The organism is Aquisphaera insulae, assembly GCF_011064615.1.
In the GTDB taxonomy this organism is placed as follows: domain Bacteria; phylum Planctomycetota; class Planctomycetia; order Isosphaerales; family Isosphaeraceae; genus Aquisphaera; species Aquisphaera insulae.
Genome location: NZ_JAALJH010000091.1, coordinates 16684 through 33267, shown reverse-complemented (window position 1 = coordinate 33267; position 16584 = coordinate 16684). Strand labels below are relative to the sequence as shown.

The following is a 16584-nucleotide window of genomic DNA, read 5'->3' as shown; positions in this document are numbered from 1 at the left end:
GCCGAGTCGGTCCCCACGTCGGCCGCGGCCGACCATGGCTCGGCGGACCCGCCGCTCGACATCGCGACGCTGCGAGCCCAGACCCGGGAGCAGCTCCGCGCGGCCGATCTCCCGCGTCCGGGGACGGATGAGGCCGCGAATCCGCCCGCCGCGACCGTGCCGCGCGAGGTCCTCCAGGAGCGGCAGGCCCAGCTCGATGAGTACGAGAAGGCGGACAGGCGCCTGAAAGAGCTGACCCACCCCGAGACCAGCCCGGAGAAGCTGGCCGAGGTGGCCCGCGCGGACCTCCGCCGCGTCGAGGAGAAGCTCGCCGCGCCGGCCTCGTCCCGCGATCCAGCGAAGGGGGCCACCGACGCGGACCGAGGGGACACGAAGCAGGCGATCGAGGCCGCCAAGGCGGAGCTGAAGGAGGCGCAGGCCCGACTCGAAGCGTCCCGGGCCGAGATCTCCAAGGCGGGGCCGGCCCAGGAGGCCATGCGGCAGGAGCGCGATTCCCTCTTCCAGCAGCTTGCGACCCTCCGGGCCGCCGGCCAGGATCGATCGTCGGTGCTCGCGGCCGCCGCGAGCCCGACGGCCCGCCGGCTCGAGCAGGAGCGGCTGACCAATGAGACGCTGAAGGCCGCCGTGGTCTCGCTCCGGATCAAGGAGGCCGAGGCCCGGCTCGATCGCGCCCAGAAGCTGGCGGAAGTCCGCGAGCTCAACGTCCGCCTCAACGAGGCCAGGGCCAGGGTCGCCCAGCGGAGCCTCGACCAGTTGCAGTCGCGGTATCGAGCCCTCGCGGAGTCCCGCCAGCGGGACCTGAAACGCGCCGCGGAGACCGAGGAGACGCGGGCCGAGCAATCCGACGACCCGCTCGACCGCTACCGGGCGGGCAGGCTGGCGGAGCTCCTGGACCTGGAGGCCCGCATCGTCCGGCTCGAGCAGGCCCTTGCCGCCGGCACCAAGCCCGACCTCGAGGAGCAGAAAGCCCTGGCCGACCGGGCCCTCGACGACTTCGCCGAGATCAAGCAGCTCCTCGACGACCAGAGCGTCAGCCGGCTGGATGCCCTCCGGCTCACCAACGACTTCCGCCGGATCGGCCCGGAGCGCGAGCGGCTGCTCCGCAACGAGCAGGCCTCGATCGAGGCGCAGCTCCAGTTCTACGAGAACGGGCTCTCGAACGTTGAGCTCGAGCTGATCGAGGACGCCCAGGCGGACCAGATGGAGCGGGACGCCCTGATCGAGCGGCTGGACGCGGCGCGGCAGGGGCCCGCCCGGGACGAGTTCGCGACGCTCGACGTCCGGCATCGGGATCTGCTCCTCCGCCAGCGGGTGGCCCTCAACGGATTGGTCGCCCGCGCGTCCCAGACCATGGAACAGGTCCTCCGGCGGCGGCGGGTGCTGGAAGACGAGTACGGATTCATCCGCACCCATATCTTCTGGGTCCGCGATCAGGACTCCCTGGGGCTCCCGGTCGTCTATCAGGCCGCCCGCGAGCTCCGCCGCCTGGCCAGGGGAGTCCTCGCGCTGGTCCTCGAGGCGAGCAATCGGAAGCTCTGGGGCAGCTACTCGACGGAGTTCCTCTCGGCGGCGGTCGCGTCCCTGGTCTTGCCGCTGGGGCTCCTCCGGCTCCGCCGCTTCCTCCGGCGACGGATGGCCCACGCCTTGCCGCCCAGCCACCTCCACGGGCATGCGTCCGTCCCGCGTCGGGCGGTCCAGACGGTGCGAATCCCCGGTGCCGGACCCGATGTGGTCACCACCCATGAAGTCGGAGGTGACGCGTGAAGAGGGCGCTCCGCTCGCTGGTCCTGGGGCTGGCCTGGGTCTCGGTCTGGCCGGCCTACCTGGCCCTGCTGGCCCAGGCGGCCCGGCTCGGGCCCTGGCCCCGGAACCTTGGCATCCTGGGCTCCACCGTGCTCCACGGGCTCTCGCTGGGGGCGCTCGTCCATGCCGTGGTCGCCTGGATCACCCACCGCGAAGGCTGGGCCGAGCGATTCCTGGAGATCCCGCCGGCCGTCTGCCGCCAGATCCATCGCGCCGGCAATTTCCTCTCGGCCTCCGCGATGGTCTGCCTGATCCCGGCCTACCTGCTGACGTCCGGGGAGATCGCCCCCGACGGCCGGCCGGTCGCCGCGCCGGCCATCACCCGCCTCTTCGTCCTGGCGTTCGAGCTGTCCGTCTGGACGACCCTGGTGACGCTCCTTCGCGGCGGCTCCCCGCTGATGCGCTGGTGCGACCTGGATTGCGAGGCGAGAGAATCCGGGCCATCGGTCCCGGACTGGGCCCCCGAGCATGGGCCCGCGGCCGACCCGCCGTCGCCGGCTTCCTGGGTGGTCTGGATCAGCCGCCGCCGCCGGTTCGTCGCCTGGACGATCCTGGCCGTCGTCGCCGCGATCGTCATGCTGGACGTCCGCGGCTACCGGTTCACCGCCCGCCGGCTCGCCGCCGGGTCGACCCAGTCGCTGCTCCTGTTCGTCGCCTGCTGGACGCTCCATCGGGGCCTCAGCCGCCTCCTCGCCCGCCGCGCGCGGGCCCGCCAGGCCCATCGCCCCGGCCTCTCGTGGGCGAACGTCCTGACCGCGGCCGCGAGCTTTCGCGCCAGCCTCCGCGGCCGCGCCTCGGGCACGGCCATCGACCCCAGTCCCGGCGAGGCCGCGGAGGCCGCGATGGAGGCGGCCCGGCGGCTGCACCAGCTCACCCGCCTGGTCGTCGGGATCGTCTTCGCGTTCGGGCTCGCCTGGGTCTGGGAGCTCGACCTCGCCTTCATTCGCTTCCTGGCGGGCCAGCCGCTCTGGTACGTGGCGAGCGTCCCGGTGACCCTCGGCGACCTCGGGCGGGCGCTCGTCGTCCTCTTCCTCGGGGGCCTGGCGTGGCGGTACATGGGGCCGCTCCTGACGCTGACGATGTTGCCGAGGATCCCCGACGATCCGGGGGTCCGCTACGCGATCGTCACCCTCTGCCGCTACGCCGCGCTCGGCGTCGCCACCATCGCCGCGCTCGGGTCGATCCACGTGGGGACGACCCAGATCGGCATGGTCCTGGCCGCGCTCGGCGTCGGGCTCGGATTCGGCCTCCAGGAGATCGTGTCCAACTTCGTCTGCGGCATCATCCTGCTGCTGGAACGGCCGATCCGGATCGGCGACGTGGTGACCGTGGCGGGGACCAACGGCAAGGTGGACCGCATCAACATCCGGGCCACGACGATCATCAACGGCGACAACCAGAGCATGATCGTCCCCAACCGGGAGTTCATCACGGGGAACCTCGTGAACTGGACCCACAAGGACAAGATCCTCCGGGTGAATGTCGCGGTCGGGGTCGCCTACGGGACCGCGCCTCAAACCGTGGTGGACCTGCTGTTGTCCATCGCCCGGGACGATCCCGAGGTGCTCCGGTTCCCGCTCCCCTCCGCCCTCCTGGAAGAGCTTGGCGACTCGGCGCTCAAGTTCATGCTGCACGCCTATGTGCCGGAGCCGTCCGCCGCCGGCCGCGTGAAGCATCGCCTCTGCGCCGAGATCCACGGCCGGTTCGCCGCGGCCGGGATCGGCATCCCGTACCCGATCCAGGAAGTTCACCTGGCTCGGATCCCCGACGAGCTCACCCGCATGCTGAGCGGCCAGCTCTCCTCGGACCGGGCACAGGGAAACGCGACCTCGATCCGCCTGGATGCCGGCTCCTCGGCCCCGCCGTCGTCCCACGTCGGCGAACGCCAGGCGATGCCTCACATCGACATGGCGGGTGCGGACGAGGACGGGCCGAGCAGGCTGGGAGGCTGGCGGAAGGGGTAGCCGCCGACGGGCGGCCGGTTCATCCCGCCCATGGGTCGCGCCGTCCCGGCCCGAGGTGCAAGCCCGCTCATGCCGCTCATGCCGCCAGTTCGCCCGGAACCCGTGCCGATCGGGGCGAGCGGCGTCAGCGCGCCGGAGGGCATGCCGAGCCTGGCCCCGGAGTTGGAGCCCATGGCCCCCATCCCCGCCCCGGGCACCCGCGCGGAGGGCTCGCGCATCGGTGCGGCCACGCCCAGGCCGCCGCTGGGGCCGGGCGTGTAGGGGACGAATCCCCCCATCAGCCCGCCGAAGGGGACGTAGGTGGGGCTCGTGCCTCCGAGATAGGCGCCGAAGCCCGAGAAATCAAAGCCGCGGCGGCCGAGCTCCTGGCCCCGCGCGGCCGGAGCCGTCGCGAGCAGCGCGGCCAGTGCCAGCCATCGCAGACCGGCGGCGGGACTCATGGTCGAGCCTCGCTCCCGGCCCGGGCCGGCTCCGCGATCGGCCCGGCGTTGAGCTGCACCCCGACCCCTCGCTCGAGCGAGGCGAGTGCCTTGCCGAGCTCTGACTCCGACTGCGCGACCTGAAGCTCGACCTGGAGCAGCTCGCGCCAGGCGGCCGCGACCGTGAGGAAGTCCACGCCGGGGACGTTCGAGCGGTACTCGCCGGCGGTGAGGCGGAGCATCTGGCGGGCGGCGGGGAGGTTGCTCCGGCGGAGGATCCCCAGGACGTTCTGCTGGGAGAGTGCCAGGGCATGGAGCCCCTTGATGTCCCGTCGCGACTGGTCCCGCTCGGCCTCGTAGAGGGCCCGATCGGCCTCGGCCCGGGCCTGCGCCTCGCAGACTCCGGCGGCGATCTTCTTGCGGTAGACCGGCAGGTTCATGCCGACGAAGAAGCCGACGTTGGGCATGCCGCCGGCGGTCTGCGGCGTCATCGCGTTGGTCTTCTCCATGTCCTGGTAGAGCACCCCGAGCGTGAGGTTCGGATAGTACCGCTTGCGGGCCAAAGCCACGGTCGCCTCGTCGCGGGCGATGGCCGCGAGCCGGCCCTGGAGATCGGGCCGGCTGGCGAGGGCGATCTCGTAGAGCTGGTCGAGCGATTGCGGGATGCCCGAGAGGTTCAGCTCCGGTTCGGTGCGGAGGTCGTCATCACGCTCCGAGTGCATGACCCGGGCCAACTCCGCCCGGGCATCCGCGACCGCGGCGCGGTTGCTCTCGATCTCGCGGTCGATGTCCGTCACGGCGACCTCGGACCGGAGCACGTCGGCCTGGCTGGCCGTGGCCGACGGATACCGAGCCCGGGCGATCTCGAGGAACTCGCGGGCGAGCTTGCGATTCTCGATCAGCAGGGCCTCGGCCCGCTCCGCGTAGTGGAGGTCGAAATAGGCGCGCTTGACGGCCGCCGCCGCGTCCAGCTCGGTGGCCGCGAGCTCGAAGAGGGCGATCCGGACGTCCTGCTCCGCCGCCAAGCCGCGGAGCCGGAGCGTGCCGCACCACGGGAATTGCTGGGCCAGCAACGCCCCGTACGGCATGTAGCCCATGAGGGAGTACTGCGGGGCCGCCGACGGGATCGGGAAGATGCTGTTCGACAGGATCGGGTCGTCCAGGGCCGTCACCTGCGGGATCCGCTGCCTCAGCGACTCCACATTGAATCGTGCAGCCCGCACCGCCGCGTTCGCCTCGAAGGCCGCGCGAAGGCAGGCGTCGAGCGAGATCGCGCCCGCGGCATCGATGGGACGGCCTTCGGCCAGGCTCGCGGACGCCGGCAAGGGGGGAGGCAGAACCTGCGGCCGGTCGTCGGGCGTCTCCGACCCGGTACGCAACACCTTCGGGTCCCGATCTCGACCCGGATCGAGGCTCGCGACAGTCAAGGGCCTGCCAGGGCCGGGCGCAGGTGCCCACGCGAGGCGGCCCGGGCGGATGCACCCCCCGTGCGGACCGCCCAGGACCAGGCAGCCGACCACCATCATGAGCCGCCGAACGTCCTTCAACGGCGCGATCCTCGCGGGCAGGTAACAAGGCCTGGGTGCACGCAATCCTTGCGCGACGCGGCCCTGTCCGAACAGAAGGAATGGTTCTTCTATCGGCGGTCGACCGAATTTCCTATTGTCCCGCTTTTCTCATGCCGTATTCTACAATAGGAGAGTTGATACATACCCGGACCCTCGATCTCAATCGAGCCCCATCATGCCCCGCCAGCGCCCCTCATCGACGCGTCTCCGGATCGCCCTCCTGGCGATGGCGGCGATGGCATGGGCGGGCACGACGGCCGGCGCGTGTTCCATGGACACCGAGGCCGGTTGCTGCTGTGCCGCGGAGACGGCGGCGGGCCCCGGATGTTGCTCGAGGCCGGAGCCGGGGCGGGCCGTAGACGGGACGTCGATCGAACGAACTTCCTTCGATGCCGCACCGTGCAATCCGCTCGCTTGCAGCCGGAACTCAACGGCTCCGGGCGATCTCCCCCGAAGGACCCTGGGGTCGTTCGAGGGGACGCCCATCGACATCTCCGGACAGCTCCCCCCCCTCGCCGTCCCGAGTCCGCCGAGGGCGGTGATCGACACCGACGATGACGGCGGATCGCCCCCCGACATCCCCATCTACCTGCGCACCCTGCACCTCATCTTCTGATCGACTCCCGCCCCGGAGCCACGCGCTGCGCGCTGGTTGTCCCGGGATCGCAGGCCCCGTGCCCTTCGTATCGAATCGAAGCGATGGCCCTGTAGGCGCCGGCCAGGTGAACCGCCGGCGCGGGAGCGAGAGGGATGAACACCGAGAGATCCGCCGTCCGGGACGGCGACGAGAATGGCCACGATTCAGGCCTGCCGCTGACGCGGTGGCAGAAGTTCCGCCTGGTCGTCAAGGTTGTCGAGCTGCGGCTCCGGTTCGTCGCGCTCATGGCCGCGACGGGGCTGGTGTTCGCCTACTGGGACACGCTCCGCAGTTATTACGAGAAATACACCCGACCGCCGGGCGAGGTCGCGGTGGCGTCGGCCGAGCATGAGTTCTTCTGCCCCATGCATCCGAGCGTCGTGCAGGCGGAACCGGGGAATTGCCCGATCTGCGGCATGCCGCTCTCTCGCCGCAAGAAGGGGGAGACGCCGACGCTGCCGGAGGGTGCGCTGTCGCGCGTGCAGCTCGCCCCGTTCCGCGTCGTCCAGGCCGGCATCCGCACGGTCGAGCCCGCGAGCGAGCCCTTCTCCGAGAGCCTGACGACGGTCGGCACGGTGAACTTCGACGAGCGCCGGCTGGCCCGGATCTCGTCCCGGCTCAAGGGGATGTCGCGGGTCGAGTCGCTGGCCGTGAACTTCACGGGGGTCCCCGTGAAGGCCGGCGACGTCCTGGCCGAGGTGTACAGCCCGGAGCTCTATCAGACCATCCGCGAGCTCCTCTTGGCCCGCGATCGGGCCCGCGAGCTCGCGGCGCTCCCTGCCGGGATCGACGGGGCACCGCGATCGCCCCTGGGGAGGGGCGAGGACCTCGACCGGCTGGCCGAGGAGAAGCTCGTGCTCTGGGGGATCACCAGGGCCCAGATCGACGAGATCCTCCGCGAGGGGAAGGCCAACCCGCGGATGCGGATCGTCGCCCCGATCAGCGGCGTGGTGGTCCGCAAGAATGTGGTCGAAGGGCAATATGTCGCCGAGGGGGAGCCGCTCTTCGAGATCGCCGACCTGTCGCACGTCTGGATCCTCGCCCAGGTCTTCGAGGACCGGGTCGGGCTCGTGAAGGTCGGCCAGCCGGTCGAGGCCGCCGTGGAAGCCTATCCCGGAGAGGTCTTCCGGGGCCAGGTCGCCTTCCGCGACCCGGCGCTCAATCCGACCACGCGGACCATGGCCGTCCGCTACGACGTCGAGAACGCGGACGGGAGGCTCCAGCCGGGGATGTTCGCCACGGTGACCCTGAGGATGCCGATCGGCGAGACCCCGGCCTTCCGGGCCCGCATGGCCGCGGCGTCCCGGGACGTTCATCGCGACCACGCGGCCGGGCCCGCCGTCGAGCTGACGGCCGCCCAGCAGGAGAAATGCCCGGTCACGAAGGCGAAGCTCGGTTCGATGGGCGCCCCCATCCCGGTCCAGGTCGCCTCCCGCAAGGTCTGGGTCTGCTGCGACTCGTGCACCAGGAAGCTCAAGGCGCAGCCCGACCGATTCCTGACCGGGCTCGAGCCCCGGCCGGCCGGCGAGATCCTCTCGATCCCGGAGTCGGCCGTGATCGACACCGGCGACCGCAAGGTCGTCTATGTCGAGACCGAGCCCGGCGTTTTCGAGGGGCGACAGGTCGTCCTGGGCTCTCGCAACGGCGATCGCTATCCGGTCCTGGAGGGTATCTCCGCCGGCGACCGGGTCGCCGCCGCGGGGGCCTTCCTGATCGACGCGGAATCGCGCCTCAACCAGGGCTCCGGCCCGGCGCAGGCGGCACCGCCCGCGACGTCCGGGACGACCTCGAAGCCGCATTTCCATTGATCCGGGAGCCGCCGGGCCGTGATCGAGAGCATCATCGAGTGGTCGATCCGCAACCGCTACCTCGTCATCCTGGCGGCCGTTGCGCTCGGGGCGGTCGGCGCCCGGTCGATGGTCACGATGCCGGTGGACGCGATCCCCGACCTGTCGGAGAACCAGGTCATCGTCTTCACCGACTGGATGGGCCGCAGCCCCCAGGAGATCGAGGACCAGGTCACCTATCCGCTCTCGGTGAACCTCCAGGGACTGTCGGGGGTGAAGGTCGTCCGGTCGTCGAGCGAGTTCAACTTCTCGATGATCACGATCATCTTCGACGAGGCCACGGACTACTACTTCGCCCGCCAGCGGGTGCTCGAAAAGCTCTCCATCGCCACCACCTTCCTGCCGCCGGGCGTGATCCCGTACATGGCTCCCGACGCCACCGCGGTCGGGCAGATCTTCTGGTACACGGTCGAGGGGGACGGCCGTGACCTGGGGGAGCTGAGGTCGATCCAGGACTGGTTCGTCCGCTACCAGTTGGGCAGCGTCCCGGGCGTGGCCGAGGTCGCAAGCGTGGGCGGCGCGCCGAAGGAGTACCAGATCGACGTGGACCCGAACAAGATGCGGGCCTACGACATCAGCCTGGGCGAGGTCTACTCCGCGGTCGCCCGGTCGAACTCCTCGGTGGGCGGTCGGGTCATCCATCAGGGGAATGCGGAGTACCTGATCCGCTCGGTCGGCTGGATCGAGAGTCTCGAGGACATCCGCGACACGGTCGTCGCCCGCCGCGAGAACGGGACGCCGATCTCCATCGGCCAGCTCGGAGCCGTCCAGGTCGGGCCGGCCTTCCGCCGCAACGCGCTCGAGAAGGACGGCCGCGAGGTCGTCGGTGGCGTCGTCCTGATGCGGTACGGTGAGAACCCCCTGGAGGTCACCCGCCGCGTCAAGGAGAAGATCTCCGCCCTCCAGGCCGGCCTGCCCGAGGGGGTGCGGATCGTCCCCTTCTACGACCGCACGCCGCTGATCCACGGCGCGATCGAGACCGTCAGCGGGACGGTCCGCGAGGAGCTGATCGTCTGCGCCGTCGCGATCCTGGTCGTGATGGGGCACCTCGGCGGCGCCTTCGTCGTCTCGCTCACGCTGCCGATGGCGATCCTCGTCAGCTTCCTCCTGATGCGGCTGGTCGGGATCTCGTCGAACATCATGAGCCTGGCGGGCATTGCCATCAGCGTCGGGATCCTCATCGACCAGGCCGTGGTCATGGCGGAGAACGCCGCCCATCACCTCACGCGCCACTTCGGCCGCGAGAAGGTCCGGGGCGACACCACCGAGATCGTCGTCGCCGCCTGCCGCACGGTCGGGCGGCCGATCTTCTTCTCGGTGCTGATCACGATCCTCTCGTTCCTGCCGGTCTTCGCCCTCACCGGCCGGGAGGGGAAGCTCTTCCATCCGCTGGCGTACACCAAGACGTTCGCCCTGATCGGCGTGGCGATCCTCTCGATCACCCTGGTCCCCGCGCTCATCCCGATCTTCCTCAGGGGCCGGATCCGGTCGGAGGAGGAGAACCCGCTGGTGCGGACGATGATCGAGATCTTCAAGCCGATGCTCTCGTGGTTGATGGACCGGCCGATGCTCGTGAGCTGGATGTTCGCCGTGATCGTCGGCCTCGGCTACGTCGCCTCGACGCACCTCGGGAACGAGTTCATGCCCGCGCTCGACGAGGGCTCGATCCTGGACATGCCGACGACCGTGCCGAGGGTCTCGCTCACCCAGGCGGCCGACGACCTGAGGGTCCGCAATGGCATGCTGCGAGGCTTCCCGGAGGTCTGGCAGGTGGTCGGCAAGGCGGGCCGGGCCGACACGCCCACGGATCCCTCCGGCCTGGACATGATCGAGACCGTCATCAACCTCCGCGACCGCGCGCTCTGGCCCAGGCGGATGCTCCGGCTCGACGATGCGGCCGCCCAGGCGCGGGTCGTCCTGGCCGCGCTCGAGGCCCGCGGCCTGGTCCCCGCCATCGCCGCCGATCGCCGCCAGGGGCTCATCGACGAGGCCGTGATGGCGGTCTCCACCCGGCTCGACACCGCGCTCCGCGAGCTCGCCGCGCTCCGGCTCGCGGAGTTCCGCCCCGACCTCGGCCGCTCGCTCGTCGCCGAGGCGGTCGCCGAGCTGATCGACCGAGTCGATCCGAGGGCCGTGAAGCGTCCCCCGGACGCCTCCGACCGCTTCGCGATCGTCGAGGCCCTGTCCCCGGCATTCGCCGATCGCCTCGCCACGGCGCCGCTCCGCGACGACGTGTCCGCGCTGGTGCGGAAGGCCGCGGACCGGCTCGTTGAGGGGGGATTCCTCGAATCGCGACCCGACCTGCTGAGCCCGCCGCTCCGCCCCATGGAGCGGGCGAGCGAACTGGCCTGGCGGCTCCTGGGAGAGTCGCCCGCGGACCTGGACGACCGGATCACCGAGAGGCTCTCCGCGACGCACTCCCGGCGGCTGGCGGTGCGGACCCGCGGGTTGAACTGGGAGCTCTTCGACCGGTCCGTGGACCTCATCAATCGATCCGCGATCGAGGAGCTGAGGCGAGGGGCAGGGGGGGCGACTGCGGACCAGGAGAAGGATGCCGAGCCGCTCCGGGCCCTGCTGGAATCCCTCCGCAAGCCGCTCGCCGATCGCCTGATCCTCTGGCCGAAGACGAAGGCCGAGCTCGTCTCGGAGATGGATTCCGTGGTCCAGATGCCCGGCTGGGGCAACATCTTCACGCAACCGATCATCAACCGAATCGAGATGCTCTCCACGGGGGTCCGCTCCCAGATCGCGGTCAAGATCTTCGGCGACGACCTGAAGTCGATCCAGGACGTCAGCCAGGAGGTCGCGGGGATCCTCCGCACCGTGCCGGGCGCGGCGAACGTGGTCCCGGATCAGATCGTGGGCAAGGGCTACGTGGAGATCCAGATCGACCGCAAGAAGGCCGCGCGGTACGGGATCTCGGTCGGTGACATCCAGGACGTGGTCGAAGTGGCCATGGGGGGCAAGCCGCTGACGATGACCGTGGAGAAGCGGGAGCGCTTCCCGGTCCGCGTCCGCTACGCCCGCGCCTTCCGGGATGATGTGGAGTCCCTCAAGCGGATCCTCGTCTCCGGCGGGCCCGGCATGGGCGGCGGCGGTGCCGGCATGGGCGGCGGCGGCTCCGGCGGAATGGGCATGGCGGGCACGGGCACTCCGTCGACCGCCGCGGCGCCGGCCGTGCCGATGCAGGTGCCGCTGGCGGCCGTCGCCGACGTCAAGATCGTCGAGGGGCCGTCGATGATCAAGAGCGAGAACGGCCGCCTCCGCGCGTACGTCCAGCTCGCGGTCCGCGGACGCGACGAGGTCGGGTTCGTGGAGGAGGCCCGGCGCGCGGTCGAGCGGCGGGTGAAGCGACCCGCCGGCATGTACCTGGAATGGTCGGGCCAGTTCGAGCACCAGCTCCGCGCCCGGCAGACCCTCCGCCTGGTCTTCCCGGCGGTGATCGCCGTCATCATCCTGATCCTCTACCTGACGTACCGCAGCGTCGTCGACACGCTCCTGATGATGACGAGCGTCCTCGGGGCGCTGGCGGGGGGGGCCATCTTCCAGTGGCTCTTCGGCTTCCACTTCAGCGTGGCGGTCTGGGTGGGATACATCGCCTGCTTCGGCATGGCCGTCGAAACCGGCGTGGTGATGCTCGTGTATCTCCGCGAGGCCATCGACGAGCGCGGGGGTCTGTCGCGGATCGGCTCCCTTGCCGAGCTCAAGCGGGCGGTCCTGGAGGGTGCCGTGCACCGGTTGCGGCCCAAGCTCCTAACCGAGGGCGCGGCGATCGTGTCCATCGCCCCGATGCTCTGGGCCACGGGCGTCGGCGCGGAGGTGATCCGGCCCATGGCCGCGCCGGTGCTCGGCGGGCTGCTCATCGCCGACGAGGTCATCGACGTCTTCCTGCCGGTCCTCTACTTCGCCGTCCAGAAGCGGCGCTGGAATCGTCTCAACGGCGTCGGACCCTTCCCCTCCTCGATTCAACCGGCGGGCCAGGTCGCCGACACGGCATCCACCCACGGCTAATCCGGACCGGAGCTCGCGGATTCTTCGAATTCCGCGAGCCGCCCCGCGAATGCTCTTCAAAGGGGCCTGGAGCCGTATCGAGGCCCTTCAAAGTCGACCTTCAACCGCACGAGGAGACCATGAGACCCCTGTTCGTCCGCTACAGCGGCGGACACCGTGACATCGCCTGGATCAAGCTGTTGATGAGCTCCGCGCTGGTGATCGTCCTGACCGGGGCCGCGTTCGAGGGCGCCTGGTATCTGATCACCGGCCATGCGGGGCTCGGCGCCCTGGTCGCGTCGCTCGTCCCGAGCACGCTGACCGTGAGTCGGCTCATCGCCGGGACGCTCGCCTTCCAGGACCAGGAGTGCCCGGAAGAGCCGTCGGTCGGCCCGGCCTAATCGCGAACGGACCTTGCCGAGGCTTGACGGCCGGTCTAGGATGAGCCGGGTCGATCAATGGAGACCCTTGCCTTTTGCGGGCCGGTTCCCGACGTGACCGGCCTGCCTCCGCCCGGCGCCGCCTTGATGGGCTGATAAACGGCGCACCCTCCTCCCATGGCCGATGCACGCATCCGGCGCCAGGTCGCCTTCCTGGCCGCCCAGATGATGTACCAGCGCCTCGAGTCCGAATACTTCACGGCCAAGCGCAAGGCCGCCCGGCAGCTCGGCGTCGAGTACAGGCACCGCCCCGGCGACCTCCCGTCCAACCGGGAGATCCGCGATCAGATCCAGGCCATGGCCCGGATGCACGAAGGGCCCAAGCGCCTGGAGAAGCTCCGCGACATGCGGCTCGACGCCCTCCGCCTGATGCGGCAGCTCGCCCGGTTCCGCCCCAGGCTCATCGGCAGCGTCCGGACGGGGCACGTCCGCAAGGGGTCGGACATCGACATCCACCTCTTCTGCGACAGCCTCTCCCTGGTGACCGACGTCCTGGATGAACTGGGGGCGCAGTACACCGTGGAGCTGAAGCGGATCGTCAAGCACAACGAGGAGCGCGTGTTCACGCACATCCACGTTTACGACAATCACAACTACGAGCTGACCCTCTACCCGGAGGACAAGGCCCACTACGTGTTCAAGAGCTCGATCACCGGCAAGGCCATCGAGCGGGCCTCGATCGCCGAGCTCGAGAATCTCCTGCTCGAGGAGGACCCCGAGATCGACCTGGATGGCGAGGTCACGCGGCTGGAGGACCACCTCGACCGCTTCGCCCTCTTCCGGATGCTGCTCGAGCCGCTGGAAGGCGTGAAGCAGAGCCCGAAGTACCACCCCGAGGGGGACGCCCTCTACCACAGCCTCCAGGTCTTCGAGCTCGCCCGCGCCGAGCGGCCGTACGACGAGGAGTTCCTGGTCGCGGCCCTGCTCCACGACGTGGGCAAGGCCATCGATCCGGCCGACCACGTCGGCGCCGCCCTGGACTCGCTGGAGGGCGCCATCACCGAGCGGACCGCCTGGCTGATCGAGCACCACATGGACGCCCACGCCTACCGGGGCGGGACGCTCGGCGCGCGGGCCCGCGTCCGACTCGAGAATTCCGAGTGGTTCGACGACCTCATGCTGCTCCACGAGCTCGACCTCCGGGGCCGCGTCCGGGGCGAGATCGTCTGCGAGGTCGACGAGGCGCTCGACGTCCTCCGGGAGCTCGAGGCCGAGGATGAGTTGTAGGCGAACCCCCCTTTGGCGTGGCGCCGATCGAATGGCGCATCGAGGAACGCCCGCGGACGGCTGACGCGGGGCCGGGGCCGGCGTCAAGATCTTGCGGCCTGGACAATCCCCCTGGCCCATCGCTGAGCATGGATGAAACGAGGATTGAAATTGACAGGCCCCGCGATTCGAGTATGACCTTCCCCCAGGAGACAAGTGCTCCAGGAACAGGGAGTTTCGAATGCGCAGGGCTTTGTTCTTGCTAACTGGACTCGGGCTCATGGCGATGGCTGACACCACGCCGGTGCTCGCCTCGCCGATCCCGCTCCAGGTCAATATCACGGGGACGTACGGTGACGGCGAAGTCTCCGTGACCCGTGACCTATCGATCTCCGGGTTGAACCAGAACCACGGCACGTGGAATCCGTACCTCGATTACCGGTTGCCGCTCGCCCTCGGTGTGACCTACATGGAGCCGCACGTCATCGACTCGGACTTCTCCCTGAAAATCGCCTTCGAGACGGGCAATCCTCAAGACGCTCCGTACATCGTGCTTCAGGGGCACGCCCAGGGCGAGATTACCAAAGGTCCAACCCGAAACCTGAGCGGGCAATTCACCGGGACACCCACCGTCGCCCAGGTTTTCAACTGGATGCCGGACTCGTCCGTCCCCCGGGTTGCGATCGACGCCTTCACGGATCTGAGCCTTGTCCGCATCCAATCGTTCATGAGCTACGGCAACGAGTATGGGGTCTTCCTGTATCCCTCGGGGGATCCGGCACCCGTGCCGGAGCCGACTGCGTTCGCGGTGTTCGGGCTCGGCATGGGCGCGTACATGCTCCGCCGACGGATGCACCGGAGGGGATGAGTCACTTCCCCGTCTTCCAGGGCGATACGAGCCGAGCCATGGCCGGGGAATCCACCTGGGACCGGATCATGGGCCACCTCTGCGAGGCCATTACGTGCGAGAGGGGGTTCTCGCGGGATTCAGATGTCCGACTTCCTGAATTTCGCCGATTTCGAAGGAAACAATTTCCGGAAAATCTCATCATCACGAACGAAAAACGCGAAACATGGCGCACTCTCTGAAGTAGAGGCATCGCATCGTCGTCCGTGTCCGCGCCGGCGGGATGATCGTTGTTCGCGGGGAAGGACGCCTCACGATGAAGCATGGACCGGTCGGTCCTGATTTCCGCACGATGCCCCATTGATGGAGGACGAGAGGATTGGCCGTCAATTTCCTCGATTTCGACGATCAAAGCCAATCCCATAAATCGCATCGAAGAGACTTTGGCGTAAGGGCTTACATCGAATCTGCGGGGCTCGTTTGAGGGACGATCAAACCCAAATCGCCGACCCGTAGAACAGCACCTCGCTACGGCCGGACCTGGCGTGGGCTCTGGATGATCGGACGAATACCAGGTAGAATCCCACCGTGCTTCGGGCGGCCGGTACGCGGCGTGCGACTTGCTGGCGAGGACCCCGGGCCGAGGAAAGAAGACGTGGCCAACACGCGCTCCGATGATCTCGCACCGCTGACCGTTTCCGAGACGCCCGAGGAGAAATTCCGGGAGTTCCTGGAGATCCGGGGCGAGAAGCTGACCGAGCCTCGGCGCGTGCTGGTTCGACACATCTTCAGCAGCCACAAACATTTCGACGCGGACGAGCTGGTCCGCGACCTGCACGAGGCCGGCCACGCGATCAGCCGGGCCACCGTGTACCGGACGCTCCGCCTGCTGGTGGACGCCGGGCTGCTCCGGGAGCTTCGGCTGACCAATCGGAGTGCCTACGAGCACGATTACGGCTATCCCGCGCACGACCACATGCATTGCACCGTCTGCAATCGCGTGATCGAGTTTCGCAATGACGATATTCGCCAGGTCCGCGATGCGGTGAGTCGGGAGCACGGCTTCCGCGCCTCGGGCCATCGCTTCGTGATCGAGGGTGTTTGCTCGGCGTGCAGCCGGGCCCATAGCCCGCGTCGACGGCTGGATCTGATCTGAGCTCGCTCGCGGCGGCTCGTGCCGGGATTTCGTCAAAGGGGGACGTTGATTCCCCGGATCCGCCCCTCACGATCGGCCTGCCAGAGCCGGCCTGACTCGACCTCCATCGCGGTCAGCCAGCCTCCGCCGCAACACCAGGTGTCGATGCACCTGATGTGGCCCGCGTCCAGGATCTCGCCGTCCTTCTGCGAGGTATGGCCGACGATTGCGGTCTTGCCGGAGACGTGAGGAGGGGGGATCTCGTCGTGCAGCTTCTCCCAGCGAAGGGCGAGCGCGGGCTGTTCCGCCAGGGGGAGGTTGGGGACATAGCTGGCGTGGACGAAGAAGAAGGCGTCGACTTCGAAGGAGGAGGAGCATCCTTCGAGGAATGCCCGGTGCTGGGCCGGGACGGCGCCGAAGTCCGGCGGATCACCGGCTTGATAGGACTCCATCGTCTCCTGCCCCCCCATCATGAGGAAGGCCGAGACGTGCTCCCCGCGGCAGGCGTGGAGGAAGAGCTCGTCGTGATTGCCGAGGAGCGGGACGAGCGTGCATTCGTCGCGGAGCCGGATGAGCCGTTCGATCACGCCCCGGCTGTCCGGGCCGCGATCGACGTAATCTCCCAGGGTGACGATGCAGTCGTCGGGCTCGGGTCGGATCGCGCGCAGGAGTGCGTCCAGGGCCAAGGCGCAGCCGTGAATGTCGCCGATGGCGATGGTCCGCATGGT

Annotated in this window: 12 protein-coding genes; 9 read left to right on the top strand and 3 right to left on the bottom strand. The window is 69.2% G+C overall.

The window, feature by feature from the left end:
• Both G6O54_RS30845 and G6O54_RS30840 read left to right on the top strand, forming a co-directional pair.
• A partial coding sequence (locus G6O54_RS30845) for a coiled-coil domain-containing protein (protein ID WP_500809982.1) occupies positions 1-1764 on the top strand: 1764 nt, incomplete at its 5' end.
• Positions 1761-3767, top strand: coding sequence for a mechanosensitive ion channel family protein (locus tag G6O54_RS30840; RefSeq protein WP_165232510.1), 2007 nt, complete (start codon positions 1761-1763; stop codon positions 3765-3767). The genes G6O54_RS30845 and G6O54_RS30840, both read left to right, overlap by 4 nt.
• Here the strand turns inward: G6O54_RS30840 and G6O54_RS30835 are convergent.
• Positions 3701-4207 (bottom strand): hypothetical protein, encoded by a 507-nt coding sequence (locus G6O54_RS30835; RefSeq protein WP_165232507.1) that lies wholly within the window; start codon positions 4205-4207, stop codon positions 3701-3703. The genes G6O54_RS30840 and G6O54_RS30835 overlap by 67 nt on opposite strands.
• Complete coding sequence (locus tag G6O54_RS30830; RefSeq protein WP_165232504.1) at positions 4204-5565, bottom strand: TolC family protein; 1362 nt, start codon at positions 5563-5565, stop codon at positions 4204-4206. The genes G6O54_RS30835 and G6O54_RS30830 overlap by 4 nt, the downstream gene beginning before the upstream one ends.
• 364 nt (positions 5566-5929) lie before the next feature.
• Between G6O54_RS30830 and G6O54_RS30825 the strand changes: the two genes are divergently transcribed.
• The 7 genes from G6O54_RS30825 to G6O54_RS30795 all read left to right on the top strand — a co-directional run bounded on the left by G6O54_RS30825 (position 5930) and on the right by G6O54_RS30795 (position 15877).
• Positions 5930-6370, top strand: coding sequence for a hypothetical protein (locus G6O54_RS30825; RefSeq protein WP_165232502.1), 441 nt, complete (start codon positions 5930-5932; stop codon positions 6368-6370).
• 134 nt (positions 6371-6504) lie between these two features.
• Entirely contained in the window at positions 6505-8199 is a 1695-nt protein-coding gene (locus tag G6O54_RS30820; protein ID WP_165232498.1) for a heavy metal-binding domain-containing protein, read from the top strand.
• Positions 8200-8217: 18 nt separating this feature from the next.
• Positions 8218-12249, top strand: a complete 4032-nt coding sequence (locus G6O54_RS30815; RefSeq protein WP_165232495.1) for an efflux RND transporter permease subunit — start codon at positions 8218-8220, stop codon at positions 12247-12249.
• Positions 12250-12368: 119 nt separating this feature from the next.
• On the top strand, positions 12369-12629 hold the full coding sequence (locus tag G6O54_RS30810; protein ID WP_165232492.1) for a hypothetical protein: 261 nt from the start codon (positions 12369-12371) through the stop codon (positions 12627-12629).
• 156 nt (positions 12630-12785) lie between these two features.
• A complete protein-coding gene (locus G6O54_RS30805) occupies positions 12786-13895 on the top strand; it encodes an HD domain-containing protein (protein ID WP_165232489.1) in 1110 nt (369 codons plus the stop codon).
• A 259-nt stretch (positions 13896-14154) separates the two neighbouring features.
• Complete coding sequence (locus G6O54_RS30800; RefSeq protein ID WP_165232486.1) at positions 14155-14742, top strand: PEP-CTERM sorting domain-containing protein; 588 nt, start codon at positions 14155-14157, stop codon at positions 14740-14742.
• A gap of 634 nt (positions 14743-15376) precedes the next feature.
• Complete coding sequence (locus G6O54_RS30795) at positions 15377-15877, top strand: Fur family transcriptional regulator (RefSeq protein ID WP_250847174.1); 501 nt, start codon at positions 15377-15379, stop codon at positions 15875-15877.
• Positions 15878-15909: 32 nt separating this feature from the next.
• Here the strand turns inward: G6O54_RS30795 and G6O54_RS30790 are convergent, their stop codons facing one another.
• Complete coding sequence (locus G6O54_RS30790; RefSeq protein WP_165232480.1) at positions 15910-16581, bottom strand: metallophosphoesterase; 672 nt, start codon at positions 16579-16581, stop codon at positions 15910-15912.
• Positions 16582-16584 lie beyond the last annotated feature (3 nt).